At 69.5% G+C, this 15,975-nt stretch carries 14 protein-coding genes; 6 read left to right on the forward strand and 8 right to left on the reverse strand.

Annotated features, from left to right (window positions below; genetic code table 11):
- Positions 1-170: 170 nt before the first annotated feature.
- The 4 genes from ACFOMP_RS06465 (at position 171) to ACFOMP_RS06480 (ending at position 5,940) form a co-directional block, all read left to right on the forward strand.
- On the forward strand, positions 171-893 hold the full coding sequence (locus ACFOMP_RS06465; protein WP_379028680.1) for a spermidine synthase: 723 nt from the start codon (positions 171-173) through the stop codon (positions 891-893).
- Positions 894-1,025: 132 nt separating this feature from the next.
- Positions 1,026-2,096 carry an HlyD family secretion protein gene (locus ACFOMP_RS06470; RefSeq protein ID WP_379028682.1) on the forward strand — a complete coding sequence of 357 codons (1,071 nt, stop codon included), beginning with the start codon at positions 1,026-1,028 and terminating at the stop codon, positions 2,094-2,096.
- Complete coding sequence (gene rbbA, locus ACFOMP_RS06475; protein WP_379028684.1) at positions 2,093-4,831, forward strand: ribosome-associated ATPase/putative transporter RbbA; 2,739 nt, start codon at positions 2,093-2,095, stop codon at positions 4,829-4,831. The genes ACFOMP_RS06470 and rbbA overlap by 4 nt, the downstream gene beginning before the upstream one ends.
- Positions 4,828-5,940 (forward strand): ABC transporter permease, encoded by a 1,113-nt coding sequence (locus tag ACFOMP_RS06480; RefSeq protein ID WP_379028686.1) that lies wholly within the window; start codon positions 4,828-4,830, stop codon positions 5,938-5,940. Before rbbA ends, ACFOMP_RS06480 begins: the two co-directional genes overlap by 4 nt.
- Before the next feature lie 22 nt (positions 5,941-5,962).
- Here ACFOMP_RS06480 and ACFOMP_RS06485 read toward each other — a convergent pair whose 3' ends face one another.
- Complete coding sequence (locus tag ACFOMP_RS06485) at positions 5,963-6,565, reverse strand: YdeI/OmpD-associated family protein (protein WP_379028688.1); 603 nt, start codon at positions 6,563-6,565, stop codon at positions 5,963-5,965.
- A 155-nt stretch (positions 6,566-6,720) separates the two neighbouring features.
- Here ACFOMP_RS06485 and ACFOMP_RS06490 point away from each other — a divergent pair, with 155 nt between their 5' ends.
- Complete coding sequence (locus ACFOMP_RS06490; RefSeq protein WP_289896066.1) at positions 6,721-6,930, forward strand: hypervirulence associated TUDOR domain-containing protein; 210 nt, start codon at positions 6,721-6,723, stop codon at positions 6,928-6,930.
- A gap of 71 nt (positions 6,931-7,001) precedes the next feature.
- Here ACFOMP_RS06490 and ACFOMP_RS06495 read toward each other — a convergent pair whose 3' ends face one another.
- The 5 genes from ACFOMP_RS06495 to ACFOMP_RS06515 are packed head-to-tail and all read right to left on the reverse strand — an operon-like array spanning position 7,002 to position 12,676.
- Positions 7,002-7,937, reverse strand: a complete 936-nt coding sequence (locus ACFOMP_RS06495) for an ABC transporter substrate-binding protein (protein ID WP_379028690.1) — start codon at positions 7,935-7,937, stop codon at positions 7,002-7,004.
- Positions 7,938-7,964: 27 nt separating this feature from the next.
- Positions 7,965-8,972: an ABC transporter permease gene (locus tag ACFOMP_RS06500; protein ID WP_379028692.1), complete on the reverse strand. Its 1,008-nt coding sequence runs from the start codon at positions 8,970-8,972 to the stop codon at positions 7,965-7,967.
- Positions 8,969-10,480, reverse strand: coding sequence for a sugar ABC transporter ATP-binding protein (locus tag ACFOMP_RS06505; protein ID WP_379028694.1), 1,512 nt, complete (start codon positions 10,478-10,480; stop codon positions 8,969-8,971). The genes ACFOMP_RS06500 and ACFOMP_RS06505 overlap by 4 nt, the downstream gene beginning before the upstream one ends.
- Positions 10,477-11,616 carry a Gfo/Idh/MocA family protein gene (locus tag ACFOMP_RS06510; RefSeq protein ID WP_379028696.1) on the reverse strand — a complete coding sequence of 380 codons (1,140 nt, stop codon included), beginning with the start codon at positions 11,614-11,616 and terminating at the stop codon, positions 10,477-10,479. Before ACFOMP_RS06510 ends, ACFOMP_RS06505 begins: the two co-directional genes overlap by 4 nt.
- A gap of 1 nt (position 11,617) precedes the next feature.
- Positions 11,618-12,676: a sugar phosphate isomerase/epimerase family protein gene (locus ACFOMP_RS06515; protein WP_289896071.1), complete on the reverse strand. Its 1,059-nt coding sequence runs from the start codon at positions 12,674-12,676 to the stop codon at positions 11,618-11,620.
- Between the two features lie 135 nt (positions 12,677-12,811).
- Here ACFOMP_RS06515 and ACFOMP_RS06520 point away from each other — a divergent pair, with 135 nt between their 5' ends.
- Positions 12,812-13,831 carry a LacI family DNA-binding transcriptional regulator gene (locus ACFOMP_RS06520; RefSeq protein WP_379028698.1) on the forward strand — a complete coding sequence of 340 codons (1,020 nt, stop codon included), beginning with the start codon at positions 12,812-12,814 and terminating at the stop codon, positions 13,829-13,831.
- A 62-nt stretch (positions 13,832-13,893) separates the two neighbouring features.
- On the opposite strand, the gene ACFOMP_RS06525 is transcribed toward ACFOMP_RS06520, so the two are convergent.
- Together ACFOMP_RS06525 and ACFOMP_RS06530 are read right to left on the reverse strand one after the other, a co-directional pair.
- Positions 13,894-14,631, reverse strand: coding sequence for a calcium-binding protein (locus ACFOMP_RS06525; RefSeq protein WP_379028700.1), 738 nt, complete (start codon positions 14,629-14,631; stop codon positions 13,894-13,896).
- Positions 14,632-14,739: 108 nt separating this feature from the next.
- Positions 14,740-15,909 carry a glycerate kinase family protein gene (locus tag ACFOMP_RS06530; RefSeq protein ID WP_289896074.1) on the reverse strand — a complete coding sequence of 390 codons (1,170 nt, stop codon included), beginning with the start codon at positions 15,907-15,909 and terminating at the stop codon, positions 14,740-14,742.
- Positions 15,910-15,975: the final 66 nt, after the last annotated feature.

The following is a 15,975-nucleotide window of genomic DNA, read 5'->3' on the forward strand; positions in this document are numbered from 1 at the left end:
CGACCGGCGCTGCCGCATCCTTCGGCGATCTTTCCCCTGCTGATCGGTTTCAGGGCCAACAATGTGCCGGGGTTGTCCGCGCGCTGACGCCGGGCAACCCGAGGCCATCTTCCGAAACCGTCACGCAATCGCCGGGCGGCCGCCGGCCGGCCCGCTGTCAGGGAACGATCATGCCCCTCTGGAATACTCTGGCCCGCGCCGCGACGGCGGCGGGCGACGAAATCCTGCTGCGCCAACGCGGCGCCCTTTACGAGATCCGCTTCAACGGGCTGGAGCTGATGTCGAATCTCAACCACCAGTCCGAGACCGTGCTGGCCGAGCGCAGCCTGCGCCTGCATGGCCGCCCCGAGGCGCGCGTGCTGATCGGCGGGCTGGGCATGGGCTTCACCCTGCGCGCCGCGCTGGAGCTGCTCGGGCCGGCGGCGCGGGTCACGGTCTGCGAGCTGATCCCCGAGGTCGCCGCCTGGAACCGCGATCGCATCGGCCACCTGGCCGGCGATCCGCTGCGCGACCCGCGCGTCGATCTGCGGGTCGCGGATGTGATGGAGGTGCTGCTGGAGCATCGCGCCGGTTTCGACGTGATCCTGATGGACACCGACAACGGCCCGGATTTCACCGTGCGGCCGGCGAATGGCCGGCTTTACGGCGATAGCGGCCTTGCGGTGTTGCGCCGGGCGCTGCGGCCCGATGGCCTCGCCGCCTTCTGGTCCGCCACCGCCTCGGAGCCGTTCGAGCGGGTGTTGGACGCCCAGCCCTGGCATTGGCGGCGCGACGACATCCAGCTGATCGGCGGCCGGGTGGATGCCTTCCACCACATCTACCTGGCCAGCGCCGTGCCGGAACGGGTGGACGCGCGTCGGGCGGCGCCCGTGCCTGCGCTGGCCGCGCCCTGACCGCATAGGCGGGGCGCGCGGGTGCGCTGCCCCGCGGCATGCGGCATTTTCGTCGCGGCGCCCCGCCGGCATGGCGGCTATGGTGGTGCTGCGCATCGATTCGCGCCGCCGTTCCCATCGCGGAGGTCGTCCATGGCAAGCAAGGCAGGATCCTGGTGGGGCATCGCCGCCGCGGCGGCGGTGCTGGCCGTCATCGGCTGGCTGGCCTGGCAGGGCTTCGCGCGCGAGGATCGGCTGGTCGGCATCGCCTCGGGCAACGGCCGGATCGAGGCGACCGAGATCGACATCTCGGCCCTGTCCGCCGGGCGCATCGCCCGCATCCATGCCGCCGAGGGCCAGGTGGTGCGCAAGGGCGAAATGCTGGTGCAGATGGACACGCTGCAGCTCGACGCGCAGAAGCGCCAGGCCGAGGCGCAGTTGCGCCGCGCCCGCATCGGGGTCGAGACCGCGCAGAGCCTGGTGACCCAGGCCGAGGCGCAGCACCGGGCGGCCGAGGCTGCGGTCGAGCAGGCGCGGGCGGCGGCGGATGCGGCCTCGGGCCGGCTGGCGCGCACCGAAAGCCTGGCGCGCAGCAATGTCGCTTCGCAGCAGGCGCTGGACGACGTGCGGGCCTCGGGGCGCGAGACGCAGGCGGCGCTGGCCTCGGCCGAGGCCAATCTGGCCGCCGCCGAGGCCGGGATCGGCACCGCCCGCGCCCAGGTCGTCGATGCCAAGGCGGCGGTGGACGCGGCCCGGGCGGCGATCGAGGCCATCGAGGTGCAGATCGGCGACGCCACCCTGGAATCGCCGCGTGACGGCCGCGTGCAATACCTGATCGCGCAAGAGGGCGAGATCGTCGCCGCGGGCGGGCGCATCCTGAACCTGATTGATCTGGAGGATGTCTACATGACCTTCTTCCTGCCCACCTCGCAGGCCGGTCGCGTCGAGGTCGGGGCCGAGGCGCGGCTGGTCATGGACGCCGCCCCGCAATCCGTGATTCCGGCGCGCATCTCGTACGTCGCGGATGTGGCGCAGTTCACGCCCAAGACCGTCGAGACCGCCGAGGAGCGCGAAAAGCTGATGTTCCGCGTCCGCGCCCAGGTCGATCCGGGGCTGCTGCGCAAATACAGCAATTACGTCAAGACCGGCCTGCCCGGCACCGCCTATCTCCGCATCGACGCCGAGGCGGGCTGGCCCGACAGCCTGTCCAACCTTGTGGAATGACCGCCCTGCCCGACCTTGCCGACGACCCGCCGGTGGCCGAGATCGCCGGCGTCTCGCTGCGCTATCGCCAGGCGGTGGCGCTGGACGGGGTGACGCTGGCCGTGCCCGCCGGCCGCATGGTCGGGCTGATCGGGCCGGACGGGGTCGGCAAGTCCAGCCTGCTGTCGCTGGTCGCCGGGGCGCGGGTGATCCAGCAGGGGCAGGTCCGGGTGCTGGGCGGCGACATGGCCGACGGCCGCCACCGCGCCCGTCTCTGCCCGCGCATCGCCTATATGCCGCAGGGGCTGGGCCGGAACCTTTATCCCACGCTTTCGGTGGCCGAGAACCTGGATTTCTTCGGCCGGCTTTTCGGCCACGGCCCGGCCGAGCGCGCGCGCCGCATCGACACGCTGCTGGCCGCGACCGGCATGTCGCCGTTTCGCGACCGCCCCGCCGCCAAGCTCTCGGGCGGGATGAAGCAGAAGCTGGGCCTGTGCTGCGCGCTGATCCACGATCCGGACCTGCTGATCCTGGACGAGCCGACCACCGGCGTCGATCCGCTGTCCCGCCGCCAGTTCTGGGAGCTGATCGGCCGCATCCGCCGCGACCGCCCGGGCATGAGCGTGATCGTCGCCACCGCCTATATGGAGGAAGCCGCCGGTTTCGACTGGCTGGTGGCGATGGATGCGGGCCGGGTGCTGGCCACCGGCAGCCCGGCCGAGCTGCTGGAGCGCACGGGGGCCGAGGATCTCGACCGCGCCTTCATCGCGCTGTTGCCCGACAGCGAAAGGCGGGGGCATGAGCCGGTCCGGATCCCGCCGCGCCGGGCCGACGACGGCGAGACCGCCATCGAGGCGCGGCACCTGACCATGCGCTTCGGCGATTTCACCGCCGTCGATGACGTCAGTTTCCGCATCGGCAAGGGCGAGATCTTCGGCTTTCTCGGCTCGAACGGCTGCGGCAAGACCACGACGATGAAGATGCTGACCGGCCTTCTGCAGCCCAGCGAGGGCACGGCGCAGCTGTTCGGAATGGAGGTCGATCCGTCCGACATGGCGGTGCGGCGCCGGGTCGGCTTCATGAGCCAGTCCTTCTCGCTTTATGCCGAGCTGACGGTGCGGCAGAACCTCGACCTGCACGCACGGCTGTTCGGCATGGCGGCCGGGGCGATCCCGGATCGTGCCCGGCAGATGATCGAGCGGTTCGGGCTGGCGGGCGTCGCGGACGAATTGCCCGACGCCCTGCCCCTGGGCATCCGTCAGCGCCTGTCTCTGGCCGTGGCGATGATCCACGGTCCCGAGATCCTGATCCTGGACGAGCCGACCTCGGGCGTCGATCCGGTGGCCCGCGACGCCTTCTGGCGCGTCCTGGGCGAGCTGTCGCGCCAGGACGGGGTGACGATCTTCGTCTCGACCCATTTCATGAACGAGGCCGAGTGGTGCGACCGCATCTCGCTGATGCATGCCGGCCGGGTGCTGGTCAGCGACACGGCCGGGGCGATCAAGCGGGTCAAGGGCGCGGCGACGCTGGACGACGCCTTCGTCGCCTATCTGCAGGAGGCGATCGGCGACGAGCCCGCGCCCGCCCCGCTTGCCGATGCGGCCGAGACGGCGGCCCCGACCGGTGGCTGGTTCAGCCTGCGGCGGATGCTCAGCTATTCCCGGCTGGAATCGTTGCAACTCGGGCGCGATCCGATCCGGCTGACGCTGGCGCTGGTCGGCAGCCTGATCCTGATGTTCGTCATCGGCTACGGCATCAACATGGATGTCGAGGATCTGAGCTTCGCCGTGCTCGACCGCGACCAGACCGCGACCTCGCGCGACTATGTTCTGGACATCGCCGGCTCGCGCTATTTCACCGAAACCGAGCCGCTGGCGGATTACGACCAGATGGACGCGCGGATGCGCGGCGGCAACCTGGCACTGGCCATCGAGATCCCATCCGGCTTCGCCCGCGACCTGGCGCGGGGCGGCGCGGTGCAGGTCGGCGCCTGGATCGACGGCGCCAACCCGACCCGGGCCGAGACGGTGCGTGGCTATGTGCAGGGCATGCATGCCGACTGGATCATGCGCAAGACCCGCGAGGCGCAGGGCGATGCCGCCGTGCAGGGCAGTTTCGAGCTGGTGACGCGGTTCCGCTATAACCCGGACGTGAAAAGCCTGGTCGCCATGGTGCCGGCGGTGATTCCGCTGCTTCTGCTGCTGATCCCGGCGGTGCTGACCACGCTCAGCGTGGTACGCGAGAAGGAGCTGGGCTCGATCATCAATTTCTACGTCACGCCCGTCACCCGGCTGGAATTCCTGATCGGCAAGCAGCTACCCTATGTGGCGTTGGCGATGCTGAACTTCGCGCTGATGACGGCTTTCGCGGTCTTCGCCTTCCGGGTGCCGCTGACCGGCAGCCTGCCGGCGCTGACGCTGGCGGCGGCGCTTTACGTCACCGCCACCACGGCGATGGGGCTGCTGATTTCGTCCTTCATGCGCAGCCAGGCGGCGGCGCTGTTCGCGACCGTGCTGCTGACCATGATTCCCGGCGCGCAATTTTCGGGGCTGCTGGACCCGGTCTCCTCGCTGCAGGGCGTCGGCCGCGCCATCGGCGAGGTCTATCCGACCGCGCATTTCATCACCGCCTCGCGCGGGGCCTTTTCCAAAGGGCTGGGTTTCGGCGACCTGGGCATGGCCTTCGCGGCGCTGGCGGCGGCGGGGCCGCTGATCCTGGGGGTGAGCGCGCTGTTGCTGAGGAAACAGGCGAAATGAGGCTGCGCAACGTCTGGAACCTGGGCATCAAGGAGCTGCGCGGGCTGTGGCGCGACCCGGCCATGCTGCTGCTCATCGTCTATGCCTTCTCGCTGTCGATCTATACCGAGTCGAAGGCGATGCCGGAAAGCCTGTCCAACGCCGCCATCGCCGTGGTGGACGAGGACCGCTCGGCTCTGTCCGGGCGCATCATCGGCGCCTTTGCCCCGCCCTATTTCGGCACGCCGCGCCTGATCACCACCACCGAGATGGACCGCCGCATGGATAAGGGGCTGGACACTTTCGCGCTGGACATCCCGCCCGATTTCCAGCGCGATCTGCTGGCCGGCCGCCATCCGGCGATCCAGCTGAACGTCGACGCCACCCGCATGAGCCAGGCCTTCACCGGCAGCGGCTATGTCCAGCGGATCGTCGGCGCCGAGGTGGCCGAGTTCCTGGCCGGCCACCGCGCGGAAACCGCCCCGCCGGTCGAGCTGGCGCTGCGGGCGCGCTACAATCCGGCGCTGGACGCAGGCTGGTTCGGCGCGATCAACAGCGTCATCGACGCCGTGACCATGCTGTCGATCATCCTGACCGGCGCCGCGCTGATCCGCGAAAAGGAACATGGCACCGTCGAGCACCTGCTGGTCATGCCGGTGACGGCGGCCGAGATCATGCTGTCCAAGATCTGGTCCATGGGCCTGGTGGTGCTGCTGGCGTCCAGTTTTGCGATCACCGTGGTGGTGCAGATGGCCTTGCAGGTGCCGGTGGCGGGCTCGGTGCCGCTGTTCATCGCCGCGGCGGCGCTGATGCTGTTCGCCACCACCTCGATGGGCATCTTCCTGGCCACGGTGGCCGGGTCGATGCCGCAATTCGGCCTGCTGCTGATGCTGGTGCTGTTCCCGCTGCAGGTGCTGTCCGGCGGCATGACCCCGCGCGAGAACATGCCCGACATCATCCAGGCGCTGATGGCGCTGGCGCCCAACACGCATTTCGTCATCCTGTCGCAGGGCATCCTGTTCCGCGGCGCCGGGCTGGGCGTGGTCTGGCCGCAATTCCTGGCGCTGGCGGTGATCGGCAGCGCGCTGTTCTGGCTGGCGCTGCGGCAGTTCCGCCGCTTCCTTGCCTGAAAGCGGGCTTGCCGGAAACGCCTCAGCGGTCCTGCATGCCCTTGCCGGCCAGGATGCGCGGCGCGGCCTTTTCGATGCGCGCGGCCCGGGTCGCCGATTGCTTGGCCTGCGAGAAATGCAGCACCCAGCCGCGCCTGCGGCCCGGCGTCAGCGCCTCGAACGCCGCCTTGAACCCGGAATCGCCGTCCAGCCGCTGGACCAGTTCCTCGGGATAGTCCAGGTCGTCCTTGGGGAAATCGACCTTCAGCCCGGCCTTCTCGATCTCGATGGCCTCGTCGATATAGGCGCGCAGCACCGGCGCCAGCTTCCTGACCCGCGCCGGATCGGTGAAGTCGATGGTGCGGGACGAGCGCGAGTTCTCGCCCGGCGGCTCCAGGACGCCCTCGGGATCCTTCAGCAGCACGCCCTTGAAGAAGCCCAGCGTCGCGCGGTCCTTGAAGCCCCAGATGATCGCGACATTGTGGCCGTGCCAGGTATAGACCGGCGAACGCCACTTGAATTCCTCGGTCAGCGGGCTGGCCAGAAGGATCGCCCGCAGGGCCTCCAGCTCCTCGCGCCAGTCGGTGAGTTCGTCGAACAGCGCATCGACCTCGGGGTGCCTGGCGGCGGTCTGCTTGTCGGGCATCGTCGGCTTTGCCTTGCTGGTCCGGTCGGCGGCGATTGTGGCGCGGTTCGGCCCGGCTGTCGAGGGGGTGGGGCACCCCGCCCAAGGGCCGGGGCGACGGCGCCGGCGGACTGGGCTATGATGGCTGCCGATGCAACCAACCAGGAGAGCGGAAGATGTCCAGGAAATTCGCGATCGGCGATCATGTCCGCTGGAATTCCGAGGCCGGCCGCGTCTCGGGCACCATCATCGCCATCCATACCAGCGATTTCGACTACAAGGGGTACCGTCACCGCGCCTCTGAGGACGACCCGCAATACGAGATCAAGAGCGACAAGACCGATCACATCGCCGCCCACAAGGGCAGCGCGCTGGATCCTGCCTGAACACGCCAGCGGCAAAGGCCGCGGCCTGAAACCGGCGGCGCGACACGGCCGCGCCGCCCGGGGTCAGCCGATCAATAAGGGCTGTCCTCGAAATAGAACTTATCGGCGTTCTCGGGGGTGATGAGCTCCGAGGTCAGGATGAACTCGCCGCTCATCGGCGCCGCGCCGGTCAGGCCAAGCGCGGTCATCTCGATCGCGGTCGAGATCATCGAGGGCGGATAGGTCACGTTCACCGGCACCGCCTTGTCGCCATTGCGGATGCGGTCGACCATCTCCTTCATGCCGGCGCCGCCGACGACGATCATCTCGCCCTCGCGCCCGGCCTGCTCGATGGCGGCCAGCGCGCCGACCGCCTGGTCGTCGTCAGCCGCCCAGACCGCGTCGATTTCCGGGAAGCGCGACAGGTAGTCCTGCATCAGGTTGAAGGCGTTGTCGCGGTTCCAGTTGGCGTGATCCATCGCCAGCACCTCGATGCCCGAACCCTCCAGCGCCGCCTGGAAGCCCGCCACCCGCTCGTTGTCCACGGTCGAGGCGATGCCGCGCATCACCACCACCTTGGCGCCCTCCTCCAGCGTGTCGGCGAAATACTTGCCGGCGGTGCGGCCGAAGCTGTCATTGTCGCCGGCGACATACAGGTTCTCGATGCCCTCCTGGCTCAGGCCGCGGTCCACCACCGTCACCCAGACGCCGCTTTCGGCGATGCGCTGCACCGGCGCGGTCAGCGGTTCGGATTCGAAGGGCAGCACCACCAGCGCGTCGATGTTGCGCGTGGCCACCATGTCCTCGAGGTCCGAGACCTGCTGGCCCGGGTCCGAGGTGGTGGTCAGCACGAAGTCGAGGTCGGGATTGGCGGCCTTGAGCCGCTCGACCGTGCGCTCGGCATGGAAGTTCAGCGCCCCCGCCCAGCCATGCGTCGCGGCCGGGATCGAGATGCCGATGGTCTCGGCCAGCGCCGGCCCGGCGCACAGGCCGATCAGCGCCGTGGTGGCGATCAGGGTTTTCTTCATGATGGTTATCCCTCCCTCAGGTTAAGTTCAGCGGGCCGCGCCGGTATTGCGCTGCAGCACGACCGCAAGGATGATGACGACGCCCTGGATGGCCCCGTTCAGATAGGGGCTGACGAAATCGGTCAGGTTCAGCAGGTTGCCGATCAGCGACAGGATCAGCACGCCGACCACCGTGCCCCAGACCCGGCCGAAGCCGCCCTTCAGCAATGTGCCGCCGATGATGACCGCGGCGATGGCCTCCAGTTCCCACAACAGGCCGGTGGTGGCCGAGGCCGAGCCGAGCCGCGGCACATACATCACCACCGCGATGCCGACCAGCAGGCCCAGGATCGCATAGGTGGCGAGCTTCACCCGCGCCACCGCGACCGAGGAATAGCGCGCCACCTTCTCGTTCGAGCCGATGGCGGCGCAATGCCGGCCGAAGGCGGTGTGGCGCATCACCACCTCGCCCAGCACCGCCAGCAGGGCGAAGACGATGATCGGCCAGCTGATGCCGAACAGCCCGCCGTAATAGACCGGGCGGTAAAGCTCGCGCAGCTGATAGCCCAGCGACAGCGTGCCGCCATCGGCCAGCCAGGTGACCAGGCTGCGATAGATGCCCATGGTGCCCAGCGTCAGGATGAAGGCCTCGATCCCCGCCCGGGTGATCAGGACGCCGTTGATGAACCCGGCCGCCAGCCCGGCCAGCAGCGCCAGCGCGACGCCCAGCAGCAGCACCGCCAGCCCGTCGCCCATGCTGCCGGCCAGCAGGTTCATCACCAGGATCATCAGCCCGGCGACGAAGGCCGCCATCGAGCCCACCGACAGGTCGAGCCCGCCCGCCGTGATCACGAAGGTCATGCCGATGGCGATGATGCCGATGAAGGCCGAACGCGCCAGCACGTTGGTGATGTTGGCATAGCTGAGGAAATTCGGGTTCAACGCCATGCCGATCAGCACCAGCACCACCAGCGCCACCAGCGGGCCGATGACCCGCAGGTCCGGTCGGCGGGCGCCCCTCGCCCGGTTTTTCGAGATGCTGGCGGTGCCGCTCATGCCGCATTGTCCTTTGCTGTCTGCTCCATGCCCATCGCCAGGCGGACGATGCCGCCTTCGGTCACCGCCTCGCCGGCCAGCTCGCCCGCCTTGCGGCCGGCATGCATGACCACCACCCGGCTGGCGAGGCCGATGAGTTCCGGCATCTCGGACGAGATGACGATGATGCTGCGGCCCTCGGCCGCCAGCCCGGCGATCAGGCCGTAGATCTGCTGCTTGGTGCCGATGTCGATGCCGCGCGTCGGCTCGTCGATGATGATGACGTCCGGGTCGCTCAGCAGGGTCTTGGCCAGCAGCAGCTTCTGCTGGTTGCCGCCCGACAGGTTGCCCACCGCCATGCCGCGTTCCGGGGCGCGGATGGCGAAATCGGCGATGGCGCGGTCCAGCGCCGCCTCTTCGCGCCTGCGGTCGATCAGCGGCCAGCCGAAGCGTTCCAGCAAGGGCAGGGTCAGGTTCTCGCGCAGGGATTTTTCCAGCAGCAGGCCGGCGCCCTTGCGGTCCTCGGTCAGGTAGACCAGCCCGGCCCGCATCGCCTCGGCCACGCGCTCGGGCGCCAGCTCGCGGCCCTTCAGCCGCACCGTGCCGCTGCGCGGACGCAAGCCGGCAATGGCCTCGGCCAGCTCGGTCCGGCCCGAGCCGACCAGCCCGCCGATGCCCAGAACCTCGCCGCGGTGCAGGGTCAGGCCGACCCCCTCGACCAGGCCGGGCACGGCCAGATCCTCGACCTCCAGCACCGGCTCGGCGCCGGCGCCGCCGGCGGCCTTGGCGGGGTAAAGGTCCGCAAGCTCGCGTCCGACCATGGCGGCGGCCATGTCGTCCTGGGTCAGGTTGGCGGCCAGATCGGATCGCACCATGGTCCCGTCGCGCAGCACCGTCACCCGGTCGGCGATGCGGCTGACCTCGCCCAGCTTGTGCGAGGTGTAAAGGATCGCCACGCCCTCGGCCCGCAACCGCTCGATCTGCTTGAACAGCACCTCGGTCTCGCGCTCGGTCAGCACGGCGGTCGGCTCGTCCATGATCAGCACCCGCGCCTGGCGCGACAGCGCCTTGGCGATCTCGACCATCTGCTTGTCGGGGACCGAGATGCGCCAGACCGGCTCGGCCGGATCGACGCGGCATTCCAGACTGGCCAGCAGCTCGGCGGTGCGGGCGCGCATGGCCTTGTGGTCCAGCAGCCAGCCCCGCTTCAGCTCGCGGCCCAGAAAGACGTTCTGATTGACGGCAAGATGCTCGGCCAGGTTGAATTCCTGGTGGATCATGATGATGCCCAGATCCTCGGCCTGGTCCGAGCCGGCAAAGCGGATCGGCTTTCCGTCCAGCAGCACCTCGCCCCCGGTCGGGTCGAGATAGCCCGAAAGAATCTTCATGGCGGTGGACTTGCCGGCGCCGTTCTCGCCGATCAGGGCATGGACCTCGCCGGGATGCAGGGCGAAATCGACGCCGTGCAGCACCTCGATGGGGCCGAAGGACTTGGTCACGCCGCGCAGGGCCAGGATCGGGGCGGTCACGGCATCACCTCGACGAAGGCCGCGTCCCGGGCGTGCGAGCGCAGGCAGGCGTCGATGAAGCAAAGCCCCTCCAGCCCGTCCTCGATCCCCGGCAGCGCCAGATGCCCGGGCAGCGGCCGGCCGGCCTGCCGGGCGCGGATCGCCTCGGCCGCCTCGGCATAGAGATTGCCGAAACCCTCCAGATAGCCTTCGGGATGGCCGGGCGGCACGCGGCTGAGGCGGTCGAGCCCGGACGCGGTACCCGGCCCGGCGCGGCGCAGCTTCTGCGCCGGCTGGCCGAAGCGGGTGAACCACAGCGTCTCGGGCGTCTCATGTGCCCATTCCAGGCCGGCCTTGTCGCCGTAGACGCGCAGCTTCAGCCCGTTTTCGGTCCCCGGCGCTACCTGAGAAACCCACAGCATCCCCTTGGCGCCGTTGGCATAACGCATCAGGACATGCGCATTGTCGTCCAGCCGGCGACCGGGCACGAAGCTGGACAGGTCGGCCGCGATGCGCTCGGGCCGCATGCCGGTGACGAAGCGTGCCAGTTGGAAGGCATGGGTGCCGATGTCGCCGATCGCGCCGCCCGCCCCGGCCCGTGCCGGGTCGCCGCGCCATTCGGCCTGCTTGCTGCGGCTTTCCTCGGTCAGCCAGTCCTGCGCATATTCGACCTGCACCAGCCGCAGCCGGCCCAGGTCGCCGCGCGCGATCATGGCGCGGGCCTGACGGATCTGCGGATAGGCCGAGTAATTATGCGTCAGCACGAACAGCGCGTCCGAGCCGCGCGCCAGTTCGGCCAGCTCGCGGCCCTGCTCCAGCGTAGCGGTCATCGGCTTGTCGCAGATCACATGGATGCCCTGGGCCAGAAAGGCGCGGGCGACGGGGAAATGCAGGTGGTTCGGCGTGCAGATCGCCACCGCCTCGATCCCGTCCGGACGCGCCGCCTCGGCCCGCGCCATCTCGTGGAAATCGTCATAGCTGCGGGCGATCCCGGCCTCGGCGGCGCTGGCCGCCGCCTTTTCGGCGGTCGAGGACAGCGCGCCCGCCAGCAGCCGGAAGCGGTTGTCGAGCCGCGCCGCGATGCGATGCACGTTGCCGATCATGGCGCCGGCGCCGCCGCCGACCATGCCCAGCCGGATGGGGACATGCTGCCGCATTTCAGCCCCCCAGCCCCAGCATCCGCAGGTTGGCGGCCCGGTCGGCGCCGCCATCGGCGAAATCGTCGAAGCTGCGGTCGGTGACGCGGATGATGTGGTCGCGCACGAAGGCCGCCCCTTCGCGCGCGCCGTCCTCGGGATGCTTCAGCGCGCATTCCCATTCCACCACCGCCCAGCCGTCGAAATCCATCGCGGCCAGCTTGGAGAAGATCGCCCTGAAATCGACCTGGCCGTCGCCGGGACTGCGGAAACGCCCCGCCCGGTTCAGCCAAGGCTGATAGCCGCCATAGACGCCCTGCCGGCCGGTCGGGTTGAACTCGGCATCCTTGATGTGGACCATGCCGATGCGTTCGGCATAGATGTCCAGATTGGCAAGGTAATCAAGCTGTTGCAGCAGGTAATGCGAAGGATCGTAAAGCATCTTCGCCCGCGGGTGCTGGTCCACGCGGTCCAGGAACATCTCGAAGCTGGCGCCGTCGTGCAGATCCTCGCCGGGATGGATCTCGAAGCAGATGTCGACCCCGCGCGCATCGGCATGGTCGAGGATCGGCCGCCAGCGCGCCGCCAGCGCGTCGAAGGCCGCCTCGACCAGCCCCGCCGGGCGCTGCGGCCAAGGGTAGAAATAGGGCCAGGCCAGCGCGCCGGAAAAGGCCGCCATCCGGTCCAGGCCCAGATTGGCCGAGGCGTCGATGGTCTTGCGGACCTGATCCACCGCCCATTCCTGCCGCGCCGCCGGATTGCCGCGCAGCGCCGCCGGGGCGAAACCGTCGAAAGCCTCGTCGAAGGCCGGATGCACCGCGACCAGCTGGCCCTGGATATGGGCGGAAAGCTCGGTGATCTCGACCCCGTTCTGCGCCGCCCTGCCCCGCAACTCGTCGCAATAGTCGCGCGAGGACGCGGCCCGCTCCAGGTCGATCAGCGCCTCGGCCCCCGACGGCAGCTGCACGCCCAGAAAGCCGCAATCCGCAGCCCATGCGGTGATGCCGGCAAAGCTGTCGAACGGTGGCGCACTGCCGACGAACTGGGCCAGGAACAGCCCGGGCCCCTTGATTGTCCTCATCTTCCCCCCAGACGGATTCGCTCGGGACCGACCACGATGTAATCGGTTTCAGATGAAGGTCTCACAAGATGAAATGGTTTACAACGGGGTTTTTTGCGCTATCCATCAGGGAAAATCGCGATTGCGCAGGACCGAGTGACCAGAACCGGCAGACCGCCCCGAATCCAGGATGTTGCAAGGCTTGCCGGGGTTTCGGCCGCCACGGTCAGCCGCGTGCTGTCGAATCCCGCCATCGTGGCCGAGACCACCCGTCTTGCGGTCGAGGAAGCCATCGCCGAAACCGGCTACACGCTGAATGTGACGGCGCGGAACCTGCGCCAGCAGCAGGTGGGCGGCGTGCTGGCGCTGGTTCCCAACCTGGCCAATCCGTTCTTTTCGCAAATCCTGTCGGGGATCGCCGAGGTGCTGCGCGGCAACGGGCTGAACCTGCTGGTGCTGGACACCACCGCGCGCGGCAGCGCCGGCCCCGAGGCGATCGGCGCCTATCTGACGCGGTCGCACTCGGACGGGGTGATCGTGCTGGACGGCAACCTGGATGCGGCGCTGTTCCGGCAAACCAGCTGCCCGCCGGTGGTGCAGGCCTGCGAATGGATCGGGGGGTTGTCGGCGCCAAGGGTGCTGGCCGACAATGCCGAGGGCGGGCGGCTGGCGATCCGGCACCTGACCGGGCTTGGCCATCGCCGCATCCTGCACCTGACCGGCCCCGAGGGGAATTCGCTGACCGTCTCGCGCCGTGCCGGGGTTCTTGCGGGGCTGGAGGCGGCGGGCGTGACGGCCGGTATCGCGCTGTCGGGGGATTTTTCGCTGCGCTCGGGCCATGCGGCGGCGCAGCGCATTCTGGCGCTGGCCGAGCCGCCGACGGCCATCTTCTGCGACAATGACGAAATGGCCATCGGCCTGATCAACGGGCTGGTGCAGGGCGGGTTGCGGGTGCCCGAGGACATCTCGGTGGTCGGTTTCGACAATATCGAGATGTCCGCCTATACCCTGCCGCCGCTGACCACGATCCGGCAGCACCGGGCGCGGCTGGGCCGCCATGCCGCCAACGCGCTCTTGGCGCTGATCGACGGCCAGCCCTGCCCCGAGGAGGAGATCCTGCCGGTCGAGCTGCTGGTCCGCGCCAGCACCGCCGCCCCAATGGCCGCCCCCGCCTGACCGACCTTCCATGACAAGGCGGCCGGCTGTGACGCCGGCCGCCCGTTTCGAGGAATCGCGGCTTACCAGTTGAAATCGTCGCCGCTAAGCTGGTTCAGCCGGGTGTTTTCGATCACCAGCTGGTCGGCGCCGGCCCGGATCACCACGTTGTCGCCGACCTGCACCGCAGCGCCGCGGATATCCGCCCAGCTGTCGAACCGGGCATAGGCCGACAGGTCGATCACGTCGTCGTCGCGGTCGAAATCCGTCACCCGGTCGCGGCCGCCATTCCAGACGAAGACATCCGCGCCCTCGCCGCCGGTCATGGTGTCGTTGCCCAGGCCGCCGTTCAGCGTGTCGTTGCCCTCGTGGCCCCACATCCGGTCCGCGCCGGCTTCGCCGAAGATGCGATCGTCGCCCTCGCCGCCATAGACGATGTCATTGCCGGCACCGGCGCGAACGGTGTCGTTGCCCTCGCCCGCCGCGATGGTGTCGCGGCCGGCCCCGCTGACCGAGAGATCGTTGCCCTCGCCCAGAGCGATCGAGTTGTTGCCGTGCCCGGCGCGCACCACGTCGTTGCCCGAGCCAGCGGCGATCACATCATTGCCGCCGCCGGCGTCGATGACGTCGTTGCCTTCGCCGCCGAAGACGCGGTTATGGCCCTGGCCGGCATTGATGCGGTCGTTGCCCTCGCCGCCGTCGATGGTGTCGTTGCCCTGGTAGCCCAGGATGGTGTCGTCGCCGGACATGCCCCAGATGCGATCCGCAAGGCTGGTGCCGTTCAGGCGGTTGTCGTCGTCATTGCCACGAATGTTGGCCATGGTTCTTCTCCGTCACTTTCGTTGCACCGGCATGGTGTGGAAACGGCCCCCGGGGGCCGTGCCCCGCACTCCGGCTGCCGGTTCGGCCGGGGCGGAATGGCGCGCGCCTCAGGCGCGGGCGCGGGTGGCCAGGCGCTCGCCGACCAGCAGCATGCGCATGGCGTTCTCGGCCGCGGCGCGCAGCAGCTTGGCGCCCTGATCGATGGCCTTGTCCAGCGAGCAGGGCCGGCGCATGATCGAGGCATAGGCGCCGATGCCGTGTTCATAGGTCTGGCGGGCGCCCTTGCCGATGCTGCCGGCCAGGGCGATGGTCGGGATGCCAAGCGCCTCGGCGCGGCGCGCCACCTCGCAGGGCACCTTGCCATAGGGGCTTTGCCCGTCCAGCGCGCCCTCGGCGGTGATGACCAGATCGGCGCGCGACAGCAGCCGGTCGAACTCGAGGTAATCCAGCATGATGTCGAAGCGCGGATGCAGCGTGGCGCCGGCCAGGCCCGCCAGCCCGGCCCCGAGTCCGCCCGAGGCGCCGGCGCCCGGCATCCCGGCCACGTCGCGGCCGGTCGCCGCCAGGATCGCGGCGGCATGGCGGGTCATGCCGCGGTCCAACTGCTCGACCTGTTCGGGCGTCGCGCCCTTTTGCGGGCCGAAGATCCGGGCCACGCCGCGCGGCCCCAGCAGCATGTTGTGCCAGTTCACCGCCGCGTCGATCCGCACCCCGGCCAGCCGGGGATCGAGGCCGGTCACGTCGATGCGGTCCAGACGCTCCAGCGCGCCGCCGCCCTCGGGCAGCTCGCGCCCCTCGGCATCCAGCAGCCGGGCGCCGAGCGCCCGCACCATCCCGGCGCCGCCATCGTTGATGCCGCTGTCGCCGCAGCCGATCAGGATGCGCTCGACACCATGGTCCAGCGCCTGCAGGATCAGCTCGCCCACGCCGCGGCTGGTGGTCAGCGTCGGGTCGCGGCGGTCGCGGGGCACCAGCGACAGGCCGGCGGCGGCGGCCATCTCGATCACCGCGCTGCGCGGGCCGTTGCCGCCCATCAGGCCCCAGAAGCTGGCGACGGGCTCGCCCACCGGTCCGGTGACGGTGGTGGCGATCATCCGGCCGCCGGTGGCGGCGACCAGCGCCTCGGTGGTGCCCTCGCCGCCATCGACCATGGGGGCGGTCAGGATGGTGGCATGGGGCGCGGCCCGGCGCACGCCGCGGGCGATGGCGTCGGCCACATCCTTGACCGAGAGCGATTCCTTGAAGCCCGAGGGCGCGATCAGAACGGTCAGAGACATTTCGCATATCCTTTCCTGCTATCTGATGGGATTACGACCCCGGCCCCGGCCTTATTCCCGCCCGAG

Source organism: Paracoccus simplex, from assembly GCF_042648325.1.
In the GTDB taxonomy this organism is placed as follows: Bacteria; Pseudomonadota; Alphaproteobacteria; order Rhodobacterales; family Rhodobacteraceae; genus Paracoccus; species Paracoccus simplex.